We start from the raw sequence: 17,076 nt of genomic DNA, 5'->3' as shown, positions 1-17,076 counted from the left end.
ATGAGCCCGCGGGACGTGGTTCGGGTGGGCGGAGCGGGGCTGCGGTCGCGCCCGCTGCGCGTCTTCCTGTCGGCTTTGGGCATCGCCATCGGGATCGCGGCCATGCTTTCCGTGGTCGGCATCTCGGCGTCCAGTCAGGAAGACCTCAACCGCCGGCTGGCCGCCCTCGGCACCAACCTGCTGACGGTCGCACCCGGGCAGTCCCTGTTCGGCGACCACTCGCACCTGCCGGCCGACGCCGAGCGGATGATCGCCCGGATCGGGCCGGTGACGGCGGTGACCGCGATCGGGACCACACCCGCCAAGGTGTACCGGAACGACCGGATCCCGGTGGCGGAGAGCGGCAGCATCGCGGTCACCGCGGCCCGGCTGGACCTGCTCGGCAAGGTGAGCGCGACGGTCGCGGCCGGCGGGTGGCTGAACGCGGCGACCGAACGTTACCCCGCCGTGGTCCTCGGCGCGACGGCGGCCGACCGGCTCGGCGTCTACCAGCCCGGCCCCGCGCAGCGGGTGTGGCTGGGCGGGCAGTGGTTCACAGTCGTCGGGGTGCTGGCTCCCGCGCCGCTCGCGCCCGAGCTGGACACCGCCGCGCTGGTCGGCTGGCCCGTCGCCGAGGAACGGCTCGGCTTCGACGGATATCCCACCACGGTGTACACCCGGGCCGAGGAGTCCCAGGTCGTGGCCGTGCAAGGGGTGCTGGCGGGGACCGCCAACCCGGAGAACCCGCAGGAGGTCAAGGTCTCCCGGCCGTCGGACGCGCTGGCCGCCAAGCAGGCCACCGACGCGACGCTCAACGCGCTGCTGCTCGGCCTCGGCGGGGTGGCGCTGCTGGTCGGCGGGGTCGGGGTGGCCAACACCATGGTCATCTCGGTCCTGGAGCGGCGGGCGGAGATCGGCCTGCGCCGGTCGCTCGGGGCTACCCGGGGGCAGATCCGGCTGCAGTTCCTGGCCGAGTCGCTGCTGCTTTCGCTGCTCGGCGGCGTCGGCGGGGTGCTGCTCGGCATCGGGGTGACCGGGGCGTACGCCACCTACCAGAGCTGGCCCGCCATCGTGCCCGCCTGGGCGATGATCGGCGGCGTGGTGGCGACACTGGTCATCGGCGGGCTCGCCGGTTTCTACCCCGCCGTCCGGGCCGCCCGGATGCCTCCCACGGAGGCCCTCGCAGCTCCATAGGTGGTTTATGCCCCGCTCAGCTGGGTGCGGGCTTCGTCGACGTCCATGCCGGTCAGCCGTTTCGCTGGAGTAGGAGGGTGACGAAGCCGAGGACGCCCCGGTAGCCGTGGAGCCAGATGTCGCGGTGGGTGAGGGCCGCGGCGCGGGCGTCGGCGGCGTCCGGGCCGGGGTGTTCGTTGGCCCAGCGGAGGAGGGATCCCGTCCAGGACCACTCGTAGTCATCCCATTCGGACAGGTCGCTGGTGTACGCGTAGACCGTGTCGAAGCCGGCGGATTCGGCGGCGACGACGGTGCCGGGCAGGTCCAGGTACTCCGTCGGGTCGGCGCCCAGGCGGGTGAGCGCCTCCGGCGTCGGTTCGCGTTCCCAGAAGCCTTCGCCGACCAGCGCCAGCCCGTTCGGGCGCAGGTAGCGGCGGACGTGCTCGACGGTCGGGAGGAGGCCGCCGAACGCGTGCGTCGCGCCGACGCAGAGCACCAGGTCGTACTGCTCGGCCACCGGGAAGTCGGCGGCCGGCTTGTTGTGCAGGCGGATCCGCTCCCAGACGCCCTGCATTTCGGCCATACGCTCGGCTGCCTTGAGTCCCTCGGCGGAGATGTCCACGCCATCGGCGGTCGCGTCGTGATACATCGCCAGCGCCCGCAGCGCCCAGGCCCCCTCGCCGCAGCCGAGGTCGAGAATCCTCGCCCCTTCGGGCAACCGGGCCCGGCGGAGCAGCCGGGTCACCTGCGCGCCGGAGACCGGCGCGGCGATGGGATGGTCACGATGAGCGAGATGGCTGATGAGCTGGCGATCCATGAGGTCCAACTCTGTCCTATCTCCCGCAGCGCACACCAGCCGTTTAAGACCTACCGGTATCGCCAGGGCGATTTCGAAAAGATCCTCGACGCCCCTCCCCGCCAAGACCTTTGACCCGTCAGACGGGCGCGGTCGGTAGGACATGCATGGACCCGCGGAACTGGAACGGCGTCATGCACTGCACGCAGTGCGGGCGCGGTCAGTAGGACATGCATGGATCCTTCAGCCGCCTGCCTCTTTGACCCGTCAGACGGGCGCGGTCAGCGGTGCCCGCCTTGTTGTGGTTCATCCCCAGGTGGTGCCCGCCGGTTCCTTGATGGCGGTGTTGATGCGGTTGAAGAAGTTGGCGGTGGCGATCCAGAGGATCAGCGCCGCGCGCTGCGGCTCGTCGTAGTGGCCGCTTAGGCGCTCCCATAGCTCGTCCGGCACGGCCTCGCCGGTGCGGTCGCTGAGCCGGGTCATCGTCTCGGCCAGTTCGAGGGCCGTACGCTCCGCTTCCGAGAAGTACGGCGCCTCCCGCCAGGCCGCCACCGCCAACAGCCGCTCGTCGCTCATCCCCGCCTTCCTCGCGGTCTTCCCGCCCGCGTGCACGCAGGCGCTGCAGCCGTTGATCTGGCTGGCCCGCAGGTGCACCATCTCCAGAGTCTCCTCCGGCACTCCTCCCTTGGACTTGGCCTTGATGAGCCCCTGGATGGCCGTCATCACGCCAGGGAGGGCCATCGCCGGGTTGCTCATACGTGCTGCCATAATTCCTCCAGGGTCACACCGGGTTGTTTCGGTTCGTCATCGGTATGACGGGACTGAACTGGAGGATGTGACAGATGGACGAGAACGAGTTCCTGGCGGACCGATTCGAGGCTCACCGCGGGCGGCTCAAGGCGGTGGCCTACCGGATGCTCGGTTCGCTGAGCGAGGCCGACGACGCCGTACAGGAGGCCTGGCTCCGGCTCAGCCGTACCGACACCACCCAGGTGGAAAACCTGGCCGGCTGGCTGACCACGGTGACCGGGCGAGTCTGCCTGGACATGCTCCGATCTCGTGCCTCCCGTCGTGAGGATCCCCTGGAGGAGCACCTGCCGGACCCGGTCATCAGCCCCGCCGACGGGATCGAGCCCGAGCATGAGGCACTGCTGGCCGACTCGGTGGGTCTGGCCCTACTGGTCGTCCTGGAGTCCCTGGCACCCGCGGAACGACTGGCGTTCGTCCTGCACGACATGTTCGCGGTGCCCTTCGATGAGATCGCACCCATGGTGGGACGAACTCCCGCCGCCGCCCGACAACTCGCCAGTCGTGCCCGGCGGCGGGTGCAGCGTACAGCGCCCACCCCCGACCTCGACCTGACCCGCCAGCGCCAGGTCGTGGACGCCTTCCTGGCCGCCTCACGCGGCGGCGACTTCGACGCCCTCGTCGCCGTCCTGGACCCGGATGTGGTCCTGCGGGTCGACACGCCAGGCGGCCTGCGGATCGTCCGGGGCGCGACGGACGTGGCCAGCCAGTCGCTCCTCTTCAGCCGCTCCACCAGCACCGCACAATCCACCTTGGCCGCGCTACCCGCCCTGGTAAACGGCACCGCCGGAGTAATCGGCACCATCAACGGCCAACCCATTTCAGTCATGAGCTTCACCATCCTCGACGCCAGAATCGCGGGCATCGACATCCTCGCCGACCCCACTCGCGTGGCCAGCCTGGACCTGACCGCACTGGAAATCTGACACTGTCCCGTCATTTGAATGCCGCGCTTGAATGCCGCGACTGGGTGCCGCGACTGGGTGCCGCGACGTCCTCCTAGCAGCTCCGGGAAGTTCTCCACCGCTGGCGACTCCACGCGATCGCTGTATCCAACCCGGACTTCGACCGTGCTGAGCAGGACGTGCGCGACGGTCGGCGCGAGGGGTTCGTCTCCATGGACGACGCCTTCCCAGGCTGGGCCGCCCGCCAGCGAGCTACCGCGTGGAGTTCCATCCGGCAGCGCTAGAGCATATGAAGGGGCGCAAACTGCTACGCGGTTCGTCAGCGCTTATCAGTCCGTTTTCGGTTTCCTGGGTCTGGCGGGATGACCGGCTCGCCAGGTGTGGAGTCGGTCGGCGGGCCGCAGCAGGGCTGGGCCAGTTCCTGAGAAATTGGTTATCGGCGTCTGATCGATCTGTCCGTGGATTGCCCACGACCATAGCTCGGGGCCCATCTGATCCGGCCGGGGTGGCCGGATCAGATGAATCCAGTGCCCCATGGAGCGAGCGGATCGAGGCCGAGGCACTTCCTTAGCTACTGTCGCTGTTTACTTCTTGGGTGTGGGTGCTTTGGGGGTGGGACGAGTGGCGCCTTGGAAGGTGGACATGTAGTGCTTTGAGTTGAGGACGTTTACTTTGCGGACTACGTCGCCGGTTTTGGGGGCGTGGATCATCGTGCCTTGGCCGATGTACATGCCGACGTGGGTCGGGTCGGTGGGGGTGCCGCCGAAGAACATGAGGTCGCCTGGGCGGAGGTCTTTGATGGCGACGGGGTGGCCCTGGCGGATTTGAGTGCCCGTGTAGTGGGCCAGGTCTACTCCGGCTTTGGCCCAGGCGGCCAACACCAATCCAGAGCAGTCGAAGCCGACTCGGGCGGCTCCTCTGCCGATTCCCCGGCTGGGGCCCTTGTCGTTCCCGCCGCCCCAGGTATAGGGCGTGCCCAGCCAGCTTTTGACGGCCGCGACAGCGATCTCCCCGGGCTTCTGGTTGTGCGCAGGTTGGGGCTTGGCAGGCTTTGGGCTGTTCGCGGGTCTCGGGCCGGGTTCGGATTCTTTGGCAGTCCCGGGCCTTTCTCTGTTTCCCCGCTTCTCGCCGATCCCCAGATTTTCGCCACTCCCCCGGTTTTTCCCGGTCCCCTGATTTCTCCCGGTCTCCTGATTTTCCCCGGTCCACGGCTTTTTGCTGGTCCCCAGATTTTCGCCAGTCCCGGACTTTCCACCGATCTTGAGCTCTTCGCCAGTCTTAGGCCTTTCGCGAGGCTTGGGATTCCAACTGATCTTGGGATTCCAGGTAGTTATTGGTGCCTCGCTGGGCGTGGAGTTCCAACCGATTATTGGGTCCCCGCTGGGTGTGGAATTCTCCCTGGTGGGGTGGAGCGGGGGTTGGAAATGGTTTGGTGGGAAGGTTTCGTTGCGAGGTGGGCATGAGTGGCGGCGGGTGGGCAGGGGTGGTGGAGTGGGAGTATCTCGATCATCGGTGTGGGGTAGGAAGCGGGTAATGAATGTGTTCCACCAATATTCCTGTTGTGCTACCCAGTCTTCCCAGTGTTCTTGCCAGGTGGACAGATCTTCGAAGTGGTCGCGATCGTCTGTGAATACGTTTGGTGCGACCCAAGATCGATCGGGGTAAGGCCGGTCGATGGCGCAGGGGCGTCGGGGAATGTCGGCCAATGCGGGTCCGGCGAAGGCGACGCCGGTGATTGCGGATGCGGCGAGCAGCGCTGGTAGCACGGGCTCCTCCTGGGCTCTAGGGGAAATCGAGCCCAATGGTGGAGCGAGTAGGCACGGCCCAATTGACCGAGCGGGATTCTGTGGATAACGCCGGAAGGAGGATTCGGTCAATTGCCCGATGATGACGAGGTGGCCAGTTCAGCGCGTCTTAATAAGATCCAGAGCGCCGGATGACTTATCCACAGGTGAGTGACGCATCAACACCAAGAGGGTGTGGTACTCATCCACAGGGGGCATGGCGCATCGTGAGCCACGGGCGTGCGGCGCTTATCCACAAGGGGTGATGTGTTGTCGCGGCGGGGTGGTTACATGGGCCGGAGGCCGTACACGGATTCGGCGGTGGATTTGAAGACCTGGTTGTGGGCGGTGGGGGTGAGGGATTGGGCGAGGGTGGTGACTTGGGAGTAGGTGGCGGCTAGTTCGCAGACGGGCCAGTCGGAGCCGAACATGACGCGGGAAGGGCCGAAGGAATTCAGGATGTGGTCGGTGTAGGGGGTTAGGTCGGTGGGTTTCCAGTTTGTCCAGGAGGCTTCGGTGACCAGGCCGGAGAGTTTGCAGGTGATGTGGGGGAGTTTGGCCAGGGTGGCTATTGAGTCCGACCAGGGGGTTAGCTCGCCGGTGGCGATGGGGGGTTTGGCGGCGTGGTCGAGGACGAAGCGGAGGTCGGGGAGGGTGGCGGCGACCTCGTGGGCGATCGGGAGCTGGGGAGTGAGGACGAGGAGGTCGTAGACGAGGTCGGCGGCGGATACCGCGAGGAGGCCGCGGCGGACGTCGGGGCGGGCGAACCAGTGGGGGTCGGGTTCGTCCTGGATCTGGTGGCGGATGCCGACGAGGAGGTCGCCGCCGGGGAGGGTGCGGAGGCGGGCGAGTTGGTCGGAGACGTCGGGGGCGGTGAGGTCGACCCAGCCGACGACGCCGCGGATGAGGCCGTCGGAGGCGGCGGCGAGGGCGAGGAACTCCTCGGTCTCGGAGATGTCGCTGACCGTCTGGACCAGGACGGTTCCGGTTACTCCGGCTGCCGAAGTCTCTCGGCGCAAGTCGTCCAACCCGTACGGCCGGCGCAACGGCGCCAGTGCTTCACCCGCCATCCACCCATATGTCCGGCGAGACGGATCCCAAAGATGATGATGACTGTCAATCATGTTCAACCTCCGCCAAGTCATCCCAGAGAGCCTCGGGAATGGACGAAGCCGCCAAGGCCATGTTCTGCCGTACCTCATCCGCTGACCGCATGCCCAGGACGACCGAGGAGACCGCCGGATGCCGCAGGGGGAACGCGAGCGCTGCCTGAGGCAGCGTGACGCCGTGCTTCTCGCAGATGCGCGCGAGGCGGCGGACCCGGTCGAGCAGCTCGGGGGACGCGGGGACGTAGTTGTAGGTGCCCTTCAGGTCGTGCGTGGCGAGTATGCCGCTGTTGAACACGCCCGCGGCCACCACCGAAACGCCGCGCTCCAGGCAGAGCGGCAGCAACTCGGCCGCCGCCGACTGGTCGAGCAAGGTGTAGCGCCCGGCCAGCATGATCGTGTCCACGTCGGTCTCCCGGACGAAGTCGGCGAGCATCGGCCACTGGTTCATCCCGACACCAACGGATTTGATCACGCCTTGCGCGCGGAGTTCGGCCAGTGCCGGGAACGCCTCCCCGACGGCTTCCTTCCAGTGGTGATCGGGATCGTGGATGAGCGCGATGTCGATCGAATCCAGGCCGAGCCGTTCGAGCGACTCGGTCAGCGATCGCCGGACCCCGTCAGCGGAGAAATCCCACACGCGGGTGTGTGTGGCGGGAACGTCGAAACCTTGGTCGTCGCGCCCGGTCCCGTCCGTGGGCGCCAGCAGGCGGCCCACCTTCGTGGACAGCGTGAACTCGGAGCGGGGGCGATGCCGGAGCGCCTCGCCGAGACGGCGCTCCGACAGGCCGAGACCGTAGTGGGGCGCGGTGTCGTAGAGCCGGATCCCGGTCTCCCATGCCGCGTCCACCGCGGCGCGCGCCGTCTCGTCGGTCAGCGCGGTGAACAAGTTCCCGATCGGCGCGCAGCCCAAGCCGTACCGCGTCACGTCAAGCACCTACTCACGTCGAACCCCTATCACGATGATGGCTGGATCCCGCGGGTGCTCAAGGAGGTCATGACATCTCCCAGACCTTGCGGAGGCCGCCGTCGTCAGGGTCGAAGTCGCCGTCCAGGAGCCGGTTCATCTGGGCCTGCCACGCCTGATTGACCGTGCTGTCGCGGAGCTTCGCCTGGAGTATGGCGTAATCGTCCACCTCCACGTAGTGGAAAATCTCCCGTCCGCTCCGCCAGATCCGCCAGGAATGTACGCCGAAGGCACGCAGCTCGGCCTCAAGCTCGGGCGGAATGCTCGCGTGCTCCCGGTCGTAGATCTCCTCGCAGCCGGGCTTGAGCCGCGTGCGCAACGCGATTCTCTGCATCTTTCACTCCTTCGGACGGAGCCGGAGGCCCTGCATACCCCCGTCCACGGCGAGGGCCGTTCCCGTGGTCGCGGAGGCGAGTGGGCTGGCCAGGTAGGCGATGGCGTGGGCGACCTCGTCGGCGCTGACCAGCCGGCCCAGCGGCTGGCGGGCGTTGAGCGCGGCCCGCTCGGCGTCCGGGTCGACGGCGGCTTCAAGCAGTCGCCCGACCCAGGGGGTGTCCGCTGTGCCCGGATTGACGCAGTTGACCCGGATGCCTTCATGGACGTGGTCGGCGGCCATCGCCAGCGTGAGCGAGAGCACCGCCCCCTTGGTCGCGCTGTAGAGCGCCCGCTGCGGCAGCCCGGCCGTGGCCGCGATCGAGCAGGTGTTGACGATCGCCGCGTGCGCCGACTCCCGCAGGTACGGCAACGCCGCCCGAGCCACCCGCACCATCCCGACAACGTTCACATCCAGGACACGCAGCCACTCGTCATCGGGGTTGTCGGCGATCGTGCCGGCCGCCCCGATTCCGGCGTTGTTGATAACGATGTCCAGGCCGCCGAACTGCTCCGCGGCCGCGGCGACAGCCGTACGGACCGAAAAATCGTCGGTGACGTCGGCTTTGACCCCGAAGAACGGGTCGCCGGGCGGGTTGACGTCCAGGCAGGCGACCCGGGCGCCGCGGGCGGCCAGCAGGGTCGCCGTGGCCAGGCCGATGCCGGATCCGCCGCCGGTGACCAGCGCCTTGAGGCCGTCGAACTCACTCATGAGGATCTCCAAACCGGCCCGTCGGGATAGGAATAGGCCGCGATCGACTCCGGATGCATCGTTGAGCTGAATCCGGGCACCGTGGGGGCCCGGTACCTGCCGTGGTCGATGACCACCGGGTCGGCGAAGTGCTCGTGCAGGTGGTCGACGTATTCGATGACCCGATCCTGCATGGACCCGCTCACCGCGACGAAGTCGAAGAACGACAGGTGCTGCACGAGCTCGCAGAGGCCGACGCCGCCGGCGTGCGGGCAGACCGGAATGCCGAATTTGGCGGCCAGCAGCAGGATCGCGATGTTCTCGTTGACCCCGGCCACCCGGGCCGCGTCCAGCTGCAGGTAGGAGATCGCGCGCGCCTGGAGCAGCTGCTTGAAGACCACCCGGTTCTGCACGTGCTCGCCGGTGGCGACCGGAATCGGGGCGATGGCCCGCGCGATCGTGGCGTGCCCGAGCACATCGTCCGGACTTGTCGGCTCCTCCACCCACCACGGCTGGTACGGCGCGAGCGCGTCCACCCACCGCACCGCCGTCGTGGTGTCCCACCGCTGGTTGGCGTCGATGGCGATCGGGAATCCGTCGCCGCAGACCTCCCTGGCGATCCGCATGCGCCGGATGTCGTCGTCCAGATCCGCGCCGACTTTCAGCTTGATCTGCGAGAACCCATCCTGGATGGCCTGCTCGCAGAGCCGCCGCAACTTCTCGTCGTCATACCCGAGCCAGCCGGGAGACGTCGTATATGCCGGATACCCGCGCTCCAACGCCTGAGCGATCCGCTCCTGCCGCCCGGGCTCGGCCCGGCGCAGGATCTCCAGCGCCTCCTCCGGCGTGAGCTCGTCGGTGAGATAGCGGAAGTCGACAAGATCGACGATCTCCTCGGGCGACATTTCGGACAGCACCCGCCAGAGGGGTTTGCCCTCGCGCTTGGCCCGCAGATCCCAGAGCGCGTTGACGACCGCGGAGATCGCCATATGCATGACGCCCTTCTCCGGACCGAGCCACCGCAACTGCGAGTCGTGCGCCATTTCCCGATAAATCGCGCCAAGGTCGCTGACATCCCGCCCCAGCACGTACGGCTCAAGCGCCCGGATCGCAGCAGTCTGGATGTCGTTGCCCCGCCCGATGGTGAAGGCGAACCCATGACCTTCGTACTCGCCGTCGCCAAGGATCACGTACGCGGCCGAGTAGTCCGGATCGGGGTTCATCGCGTCAGAGCCATCGAGCTCCAACGAGGTGGGAAATCTGATGTCGTGCGTCTCGAATGTCTGGATGGTCAGAGTGGACGGCAGGAGTGGTGCGGGCTGGATCACGCCTGACCCACCGTCTGCCGCTGCCGCCCGAGTCCGTCGATCTCCAACTCCATGACATCGCCCTCACGCAGGTACGGAAATCCGCCGAGCCCCACGCCCGCCGGGGTGCCGGTGTTGATCACGTCACCGGGGTCGAGCACCATGAACCAGCTCAGATACCGCACGATCTCGGCCACCTCGAAGATCATGTTCTTGGTGTCACCGTCCTGCCGAGGCTGCCCGTTCACCCACAGCCGCAGGCCGAGCCGCTGCGGATCGGAGATCTCATCGGCGGTGACCAGCCAGGGCCCGAGCGGGTTGAACGTCTCGCAAGACTTGCCCTTGTCCCACTGCCCGCCGCGCTCAAGCTGGAACTCGCGCTCGGAGACATCGTTGGAGATCGCGTACCCGGCGATGCATTCCAGCGCCGCCTCGTGCGACTCCAGGTATCGCGCGGTCCGGCCGATGATGACGGCCAGTTCGACCTCCCAGTCGGTCTTCGTGCTGGCCCTGGGGATGAGAACCTCGTCAAAAGGTCCGACGACTGTGTTGCTGGCCTTCATGAAGACGACAGGCTCGTCGGGCGGCTGGGCGCCGGATTCCTCGGCGTGGTCCCGATAGTTGAGGCCGATACACACGACCTTTCCCGGCCGGGCGATCGGCGCTCCGATCCGCAGGCCACCCCCGTCGAGCTCAGGAAGGGCACCTTCGGCCACCGCCGTCCGAATTCGGCTGATCCCATCGGAAGCGAAGAAATCGCCGTCGAGATCACTTCCATCGAGAAGATCCCCCAGGTCGAGCAGGCGTCCGTCGTCCGCCAGCACGGCGGGTCTCTCCCCACCCCTGTCACCTACTCGAACCAGTCTCACAACGTCCCCTATACATCCGATGTTTTCACGAGAAAGACTGCCGGGCGACGGTCCGATGTGTCAATACGGTCCCAACATAAGACATCCGATGATCTTTTGGACGCTATGCTGGCCTGCCTTGACGTTGCCCTAAGCTCGTAATAGAACACGTTTCAGTAAACAGAAACCACGCGCTGGTCCTCTTCGGCAAACTCGGGTGATTCGCATGCACATCGACCTCGTCAATCAGGACCAGTACGCCCGCGACGGCGTCCCCCACGACCAGATGCGCTGGTTACGGGAGAACGCCCCGGTCTACTGGCACCAGGGCGACCCCGTACGCGACTGGCCCGGTTTCTGGGCCCTCACCAAACACGCCGACGTCGTGCACGTATCCCGCAACAGCAACCTGTTCTCCTCGTTCCGGCGGCTCGCGCTGTTCAACGAGACCCCGGACGAGACGCTGGAACTCCAGCGGATGATGATGCTCAACCAGGACCCGCCGGAGCACACCCGCCGCCGCTCCCTGGTCAACCGCGGCTTCACCCCGCGCGCCATCGCCAAGCTCGAAGAGCGCATCAGGGAGATCTGCCACCAGCTGCTGGACGAAGCCCACGGCAGGTCCGACGTCGACTTCGTCCGCGACATCTCGGCACCGCTGCCGCTGTACGTGATCTGCGAGCTGCTGGGCGCCCCCATCGAGGACCGCGACAAGATCTTCGAATGGTCCAACCGGATGATCGGTTCCGAGGACCCCGACTACGCCACCAGCCCGGAAGAGGGCCAGGCCGCCGCGTTCGAGCTCTACGCGTACGCCAACGAGCTCGCCGCCGCGCGGCGCGAGCAGCCCCAGGACGACATCGTCACCAAACTCCTCCAGCCCGACGACAGCGGCGAGACCCTGGCCGTGGACGAGTTCGACCTGTTCGTCCTCCTGCTCGTCGTGGCGGGCAACGAGACGACCCGCAACGCGGCCTCCGGCGGCATGCTCACCTTCTTCGAGCACCCGGACGAATGGCGCAAACTCCTCAAAGACCCGGCGCTGGCCCGCCCGGCCTCCGACGAGATCGTGCGCTGGGTCTCCCCCGTCAACCTATTCCGTCGTACGGCCACCACCGACATGGAACTGCGCGGCCAGCGGATCGCCGAGAACGACAAGGTCGTCGTCTTCTACTCGGCCGCCAACCGAGACCCCGAGATCTTCGCTGACCCGGAGACGTTCGACATCACCCGTGATCCCAACCCGCAGATCGGCTTCGGGGGCGGTGGCGCGCACTTCTGCCTGGGCAACCATCTGGCCAAGATGGAACTCCGGGTGCTCTTCGAGATCCTCGCCGACCGCGCGCCGAAGATCCAGCAGTCCGGCGAGGCCACCCGCCTGCGCAGCTACTTCATCAACGGCATCAAGACCCTGCCGGTCACCCTCTAACCGGCGGGGCAGCCTTCGTTCATCCGGAGTTCGGGCGACACCGGAAACGGCGTCGCCCCAACGAAGAGGTACGGTCTCCCCCCTCGAGTTATGGCGCCTTGGTGGACGTGAACAGCCGAGCACCGTCGCGATCTCCTGGGAGCCCAGCTCCTCCCAGGTGGCCAGGGAGAGGACCTCCCGATCGTCGGGATTCAGCCCCTTGAAGGCCGCGCGGACAGTGTCGAGATCGTCCACGCCGGATGGATCCACCGAGTCACCCCAGAGGGCGAGCTGCGCGCTGAGCCGTTCGACGAGCTCGCTGCGGCGGGATTCGGCCCGCCTGCCGTTGGCCAGGACGCGCCGGGCGACGCCGTACAACCAGAGGCGGGCTCGCGCCCCGCCCGGAATGTCCGCCACCCGGCGCCAGGCGGTGGCGAAGGTCTCCGCCAACGCGTCGGCCGCGTCGTCTGGAGATCCGGTACGCCGCCGGAGATAAGCAAGAATGTCCGGATAGTGCGCGGTGTAGATCTCCTCGAAGCGCTGCTTGAGGTCAGGGGAAGCCACGCCGCTCCCATTCGTTGGGGGACTCCTTCTCTCCGTACGTGTCGGAGAATGGCGCCCTGTTTCCCCCCAACCGGGGAAATTTCTACGGCCAGGAACTGTCCTGGTCGGGATCACCGCCATCGGAGAGCAGGCGGAGATCGGCTTCGACCATCATCGCGACGACCTCCTCGAACGGCACGGTCGGCTCCCACCCGAGCTGGGTGCGAGCCTTCTTGGGGTCGGCGCAGAGCAGGTCGACCTCGGCGGGCCGGTGCAGGGACTGGTCGGCGATGACGTAGTCCTGCCACGTGAGGCCTGCCGCCGTGAAAGCGGCTTCGATGAGCTCGCGCACGGAGTGGGTCCGGCCAGTGCCGATGACGTAGTCCTCGGGCTTGTCGGCGGTGAGCATCATGTGCATGGCCCGGACATAATCGCCCGCGTAACCCCAGTCCCGGCGGGCTTCCAGATTGCCCAGCCGGAGCTCGCCGGCCAGGCCGAGCTTGATGCGGGCCACCCCCAGCGAGACCTTGCGGGTCACGAATTCGGCACCCCGGCGAGGGGATTCGTGGTTGAACAGGATGCCGGACACGGCGAACATGCCGTACGACTCGCGGTAGTTCTGGGTGAGGAAGTGGCCATATGCCTTGGCCACGCCATAGGGCGAGCGCGGATGGAACGGCGTCCGCTCGGTCTGCGGGGTCTCCCGTACCTGCCCGAACATCTCGGAGGAGGAGGCCTGGTAGAAGCGGATGGACGAAGCTCCGCTGATGACGCGGATCGCCTCCAGCATGCGGAGCACGCCCATGCCGGTGACCTCAGCGGTCAATTCGGCCTGTTCCCAGGACATGGGGACGAAGGAGATCGCGCCCAGGTTGTAGACCTCGTCGGGCCGCACGCGTTCGACGGCGGAGATGAGGGAACCCTGGTCGAGCAGGTCGCCGCGGACGAGCTGGACGTCGCCGAGCCGGCGGCGCAGGCGGGAGACGCGCGGGTTGGCCTGGCCACGGACGAGACCCCAGACCTCGTATCCCTCCGACAGCAGGTATTCGGCGAGGTAGGACCCGTCCTGACCGGTAATTCCCGTGATCAGCGCACGCTTGGCCAACACGCCCTCCCTCTGCTGATGTTGTACCGAATGTACCGCCCTGCCCCTATCCGAGCGCCATCCCGGGGTAGAACGTGTTCCACCGAACCATGTTCGGCTAGGCTGTTTCCCGTCGTGACAGCGCAAATGTGACAGCGAGGGACGATAAAAGAGACAAGGTCTCCTTACCTGGCACCCTCTACCGCAAATGGGAGCTAAGGTCATCTTTGTGGTGCCCCGGACCGGGGCCGGAAAGGGGTGCTCCCTTGGCGGAGAGGCTGCGCGTCGCGCTGCTGTCCTATCGCAGCAAGCCCACCTGTGGCGGCCAGGGGGTCTATCTCCGGCACATCAGCCGTGAACTGATCGCCCTCGGTCACCATGTCGAGGTCTTCTCCGGCCAGCCCTATCCGGAACTGGACGAGGGCGTCATCCTCAACAAGATCCCCAGCCTGGATCTGTACAACGACGACGACCCCTTTCGCACCCCTCCGCTGAAGGAGTTCCGGGACTGGATCGACGTCCTGGAGGTCGCCACCATGTGGACCGCCGGATTCCCCGAGCCGCTCACCTTCAGCCTCCGCGCCCACCGCGAGCTCAAGAAGCGGGTCGGCGACTTCGACGTCGTCCAGGACAACCAGACGCTCGGCTACGGCGTGCTCGGCATCCAGAAGCTCTTCCCCGTGGTCGGCACCATCCACCACCCGATCAGCGTGGACCGCCGGATCGAGCTCAAGGCCGCGAAACGGTGGAAGAAGCTCTCCATGCGCCGCTGGTATGGCTTCGTCCGGATGCAGGCGTACGTCGCCCCCCGGCTGAGCCCGATCCTCACGGTGAGCGAGTCCTCCCTGGCCGACATCCACCGCGACTTCAACGTGCCGCAGGCGAACATGCGCCTGATCCCGCTCGGCGTGGACACCCGTTTCTTCCATCCGCGCCCGCACCTGCCCAAACGGCGCGGCTCGATCGTCGCCGTGGCCAGCGCGGACTCCCCCATGAAGGGAGTCGCCACGCTGCTGCGCGCCGTCGCCAAGCTGGCCACCGAGCGGGACGTGAACCTCACCGTGGTGAGCCGCCCCACGCCCGGCGGCTCGACCGAGAAGCTGGTCACCGAGCTGTCGTTGCAGGATCGGGTCCGGTTCGTGCACGGGATCTCCGACACCGAACTGGCCGAGCTGATCGCGACCTCCGAGATCTCGGTGGTGCCCTCCCTGTACGAAGGCTTCTCGTTGCCCGCCGTGGAGCACATGGCCTGCGGCACGCCCCTGGTGGCCTCCCGCACCGGCGCGCTGCCGGAAGTGGTCGGGGACGCCGCCGTACAGGTCGCGCCGGGCGACCCCGAGGAACTGGCGGCGGTGCTGCTGCGGCTGCACGACTCGCCCGAGGAGCGGGCGGCCGTCGGCCAGCGCGGCTACGACCGAGTGATGGAACGGTACGCCTGGCCGGTCGTCGCCCAGCGCACCGTCGAGGCCTACCGCGAGGCTATCTCCGCTCGTTGACACATCAATATGGAGGATTAGCGATGGGAGGATTCGCGTGCTGACCGTCGACTTCGACAAGCTGCCGGTGGGGCCGGGAGATCGTGTCCTGGACCTGGGCGCGGGCGGCGGCAGGCACGCCTTCGAAGTGCTGCGCCGGGGGGCCGACGTGGTGGCGTTCGACCAGGACGCGGGCGAGATGGAGAGCGTGGCCGCGATGTTCGCCGCCATGGACAAGGAAGGCGAGATCCCAGCCGGCGCTCGAGCGGAGACCGTGGTCGGGGACGCGCTGGACATGCCGTTTCCGGACGCGTACTTCGATCAGGTGATCGCCTCGGAGGTGCTGGAGCACATTCCGGATGACCTGGCGGCGATGCGGGAGATCGTCCGGGTGCTGAAGCCGGGCGGTCAGGTGGCGGTGACCGTGCCGAGCTTCCTGCCGGAGCGGGTGTGCTGGGCGCTGTCGGAGGACTACCACACCGCGCCCGGGGGACATATCCGGATTTATACGTTGGCTGAGGTGCGGGCGAAGTTGAAGTCGTCCGGGCTTGAGGTCGGGGGGCATCATCACGCGCACGGGCTGCACACGCCGTACTGGTGGCTCAAGTGCGCGGTCGGGGTGAACGATGATCAGCATCCGCTGGCGAAGGCGTACCACGAGTTGCTGGTGTGGGACATCATGAAACGGCCCGCGGTGACCCGGATCGCGGAGGCCGTGCTCAATCCGCTGATCGGTAAGAGTGTGGTGGTCTACGGCCGGAAACCCGCATGATCCCGGCCGTACCCGGCGTGATCAGCGCTGAGCAGGTGCGGCGGACGGCGGAGAGCATCGCGGCCGTCCAGGACGCCGACGGCGGCATCCCGTGGCCTGAAGGCCACGTGGACGCCTGGAATCACGTGGAATGCCTGATGGCGCTCACTGTCGCGGGCCTGCGGGCCCCGGCCAGGAATGGCTTCGACTGGCTGGTACGGCACCAGCGCCCGGACGGCTCCTGGCCGATGAAACTCCGGGACGGCGTCGCCCTGGAGGCGGGCGGCGAATCCAACCACGCCGCGTACGTGGCGGTCGGGGTCTGGCACGACTTGCTGGTGACCGGCGACGAGACGTTCGCGCGCGCGATGTGGCCGGTGGTCGCCGACGCGCTGGATTTCGTGGTCGGCTTACAGACCCGCCGCGGCGAAATCGTCTGGGAACGCGACATACACGGAAATCCTGCGCCATACGCGTTGCTGACCGGTTGTTCGTCGGTCTACCAGGGCCTGCGCTGCGGCGTCGCCCTGGCCGAACGGCTGGACGACCCGCGCCCCGAATGGGAGCTGGCCGCCGACCACCTCGGCCATGTCCTGCGCGAACACCCCGAAGCCTTCACCGACAAAAGCCGATTTTCCATGGACTGGTATTACCCCGTCCTCGGCGGCGCGGTCCGCGGCTCCGAGGCCCACCAGCGCATCGACGACGAATGGGACGTCTTCGTGGTGCCCGGCCTCGGCATCCGCTGCGTCTCCGACCAGCCGTGGGTGACCGGCGCGGAATCCTGCGAACTCGTGCTGGCTCTGGACGCCTTCGGCGACCGCGACCGAGCCCTGAAACTCTTCACCGACATGCAGCACTTACGCCACGACGACGGCTCCTACTGGACCGGCTGGCAATTCGTCAACGAGAAACATTTCCCTCACGAACGCTCCGCCTATACAGCCGCAGCCGTGATCCTCGCCGCCGACGCCCTATCTGACACGACCGGCGGCGCTTCCATTTTCCGGGAAGCCGGCGAACACGCCGCCGACCGAGCCCCCGTCGGCTGTGGCTGCCAACGGGTGACACAGCGCTAGC

At 67.2% G+C, this 17,076-nt stretch carries 16 protein-coding genes and 1 pseudogene; 6 read left to right on the top strand and 11 right to left on the bottom strand.

What is annotated here, in order from left to right:
* Positions 1-1,173, top strand: a complete 1,173-nt coding sequence (locus tag ABGB08_RS20320; RefSeq protein ID WP_347592617.1) for an ABC transporter permease — start codon at positions 1-3, stop codon at positions 1,171-1,173.
* Between the two features lie 52 nt (positions 1,174-1,225).
* On the opposite strand, the gene ABGB08_RS20315 is transcribed toward ABGB08_RS20320, so the two are convergent.
* Together ABGB08_RS20315 and ABGB08_RS20310 are read right to left on the bottom strand one after the other, a co-directional pair.
* Positions 1,226-1,969: a class I SAM-dependent methyltransferase gene (locus tag ABGB08_RS20315; protein ID WP_347592496.1), complete on the bottom strand. Its 744-nt coding sequence runs from the start codon at positions 1,967-1,969 to the stop codon at positions 1,226-1,228.
* A 285-nt stretch (positions 1,970-2,254) separates the two neighbouring features.
* Entirely contained in the window at positions 2,255-2,716 is a 462-nt protein-coding gene (locus tag ABGB08_RS20310; RefSeq protein ID WP_347592494.1) for a carboxymuconolactone decarboxylase family protein, read from the bottom strand.
* 74 nt (positions 2,717-2,790) lie between these two features.
* Between ABGB08_RS20310 and ABGB08_RS20305 the strand changes: the two genes are divergently transcribed.
* Positions 2,791-3,681, top strand: a complete 891-nt coding sequence (locus ABGB08_RS20305) for a sigma-70 family RNA polymerase sigma factor (RefSeq protein WP_347592492.1) — start codon at positions 2,791-2,793, stop codon at positions 3,679-3,681.
* Between the two features lie 563 nt (positions 3,682-4,244).
* Here the strand turns inward: ABGB08_RS20305 and ABGB08_RS20300 are convergent.
* The 7 genes from ABGB08_RS20300 to ABGB08_RS20270 all read right to left on the bottom strand — a co-directional run bounded on the left by ABGB08_RS20300 (position 4,245) and on the right by ABGB08_RS20270 (position 10,756).
* On the bottom strand, positions 4,245-5,426 hold the full coding sequence (locus ABGB08_RS20300; protein ID WP_347592490.1) for an NlpC/P60 family protein: 1,182 nt from the start codon (positions 5,424-5,426) through the stop codon (positions 4,245-4,247).
* A gap of 305 nt (positions 5,427-5,731) precedes the next feature.
* Complete coding sequence (locus tag ABGB08_RS20295; RefSeq protein WP_347592488.1) at positions 5,732-6,514, bottom strand: amidohydrolase family protein; 783 nt, start codon at positions 6,512-6,514, stop codon at positions 5,732-5,734.
* Between the two features lie 46 nt (positions 6,515-6,560).
* Positions 6,561-7,478 (bottom strand): aldo/keto reductase, encoded by a 918-nt coding sequence (locus ABGB08_RS20290; RefSeq protein ID WP_347592486.1) that lies wholly within the window; start codon positions 7,476-7,478, stop codon positions 6,561-6,563.
* Between the two features lie 67 nt (positions 7,479-7,545).
* The gene (locus ABGB08_RS20285) at positions 7,546-7,851 is read right to left on the bottom strand and encodes an L-rhamnose mutarotase (RefSeq protein WP_155345271.1); all 306 of its coding nucleotides are present in this window, start codon (positions 7,849-7,851) and stop codon (positions 7,546-7,548) included.
* Positions 7,852-7,854: 3 nt separating this feature from the next.
* The gene (locus ABGB08_RS20280; RefSeq protein ID WP_347592483.1) at positions 7,855-8,601 is read right to left on the bottom strand and encodes an SDR family oxidoreductase; all 747 of its coding nucleotides are present in this window, start codon (positions 8,599-8,601) and stop codon (positions 7,855-7,857) included.
* Positions 8,598-9,908 (bottom strand): L-fuconate dehydratase, encoded by a 1,311-nt coding sequence (locus tag ABGB08_RS20275; protein ID WP_347592481.1) that lies wholly within the window; start codon positions 9,906-9,908, stop codon positions 8,598-8,600. The genes ABGB08_RS20280 and ABGB08_RS20275 overlap by 4 nt, the downstream gene beginning before the upstream one ends.
* The gene (locus ABGB08_RS20270; RefSeq protein ID WP_347592479.1) at positions 9,905-10,756 is read right to left on the bottom strand and encodes a fumarylacetoacetate hydrolase family protein; all 852 of its coding nucleotides are present in this window, start codon (positions 10,754-10,756) and stop codon (positions 9,905-9,907) included. The genes ABGB08_RS20275 and ABGB08_RS20270 overlap by 4 nt, the downstream gene beginning before the upstream one ends.
* A 205-nt stretch (positions 10,757-10,961) precedes the next feature.
* Here ABGB08_RS20270 and ABGB08_RS20265 point away from each other — a divergent pair, with 205 nt between their 5' ends.
* Positions 10,962-12,164: a cytochrome P450 gene (locus tag ABGB08_RS20265; protein WP_347592477.1), complete on the top strand. Its 1,203-nt coding sequence runs from the start codon at positions 10,962-10,964 to the stop codon at positions 12,162-12,164.
* Positions 12,165-12,281: 117 nt separating this feature from the next.
* Here ABGB08_RS20265 and ABGB08_RS20260 read toward each other — a convergent pair.
* Both ABGB08_RS20260 and gmd read right to left on the bottom strand, forming a co-directional pair.
* Positions 12,282-12,827: pseudogene (locus tag ABGB08_RS20260) on the bottom strand (RNA polymerase sigma factor); the annotation flags it as partial.
* Entirely contained in the window at positions 12,790-13,791 is a 1,002-nt protein-coding gene (gene gmd, locus ABGB08_RS20255; protein ID WP_347592615.1) for a GDP-mannose 4,6-dehydratase, read from the bottom strand. The pseudogene ABGB08_RS20260 and the gene gmd, both read right to left, overlap by 38 nt.
* 245 nt (positions 13,792-14,036) lie before the next feature.
* Here gmd and ABGB08_RS20250 point away from each other — a divergent pair, with 245 nt between their 5' ends.
* Genes ABGB08_RS20250 through ABGB08_RS20240 form a run of 3 tightly spaced genes read left to right on the top strand, consistent with a single transcriptional unit; the run spans position 14,037 to position 17,075 of the window.
* Positions 14,037-15,266 carry a glycosyltransferase family 4 protein gene (locus tag ABGB08_RS20250; RefSeq protein WP_347592475.1) on the top strand — a complete coding sequence of 410 codons (1,230 nt, stop codon included), beginning with the start codon at positions 14,037-14,039 and terminating at the stop codon, positions 15,264-15,266.
* 37 nt (positions 15,267-15,303) lie between these two features.
* Positions 15,304-16,017, top strand: coding sequence for a methyltransferase domain-containing protein (locus tag ABGB08_RS20245; protein WP_347592473.1), 714 nt, complete (start codon positions 15,304-15,306; stop codon positions 16,015-16,017).
* Positions 16,014-17,075: a prenyltransferase gene (locus tag ABGB08_RS20240; RefSeq protein ID WP_347592471.1), complete on the top strand. Its 1,062-nt coding sequence runs from the start codon at positions 16,014-16,016 to the stop codon at positions 17,073-17,075. Before ABGB08_RS20245 ends, ABGB08_RS20240 begins: the two co-directional genes overlap by 4 nt.
* The last annotated feature ends 1 nt before the right edge of the window (position 17,076 follow it).

Origin of the sequence: Acrocarpospora sp. B8E8, from assembly GCF_039871605.1 — a bacterium.
GTDB classification, from domain to species: Bacteria; Actinomycetota; Actinomycetes; order Streptosporangiales; family Streptosporangiaceae; genus Acrocarpospora; species Acrocarpospora macrocephala.
Note: the sequence above shows the minus strand (reverse complement) of the source record. Positions and strands in the feature narration are given on the sequence as shown.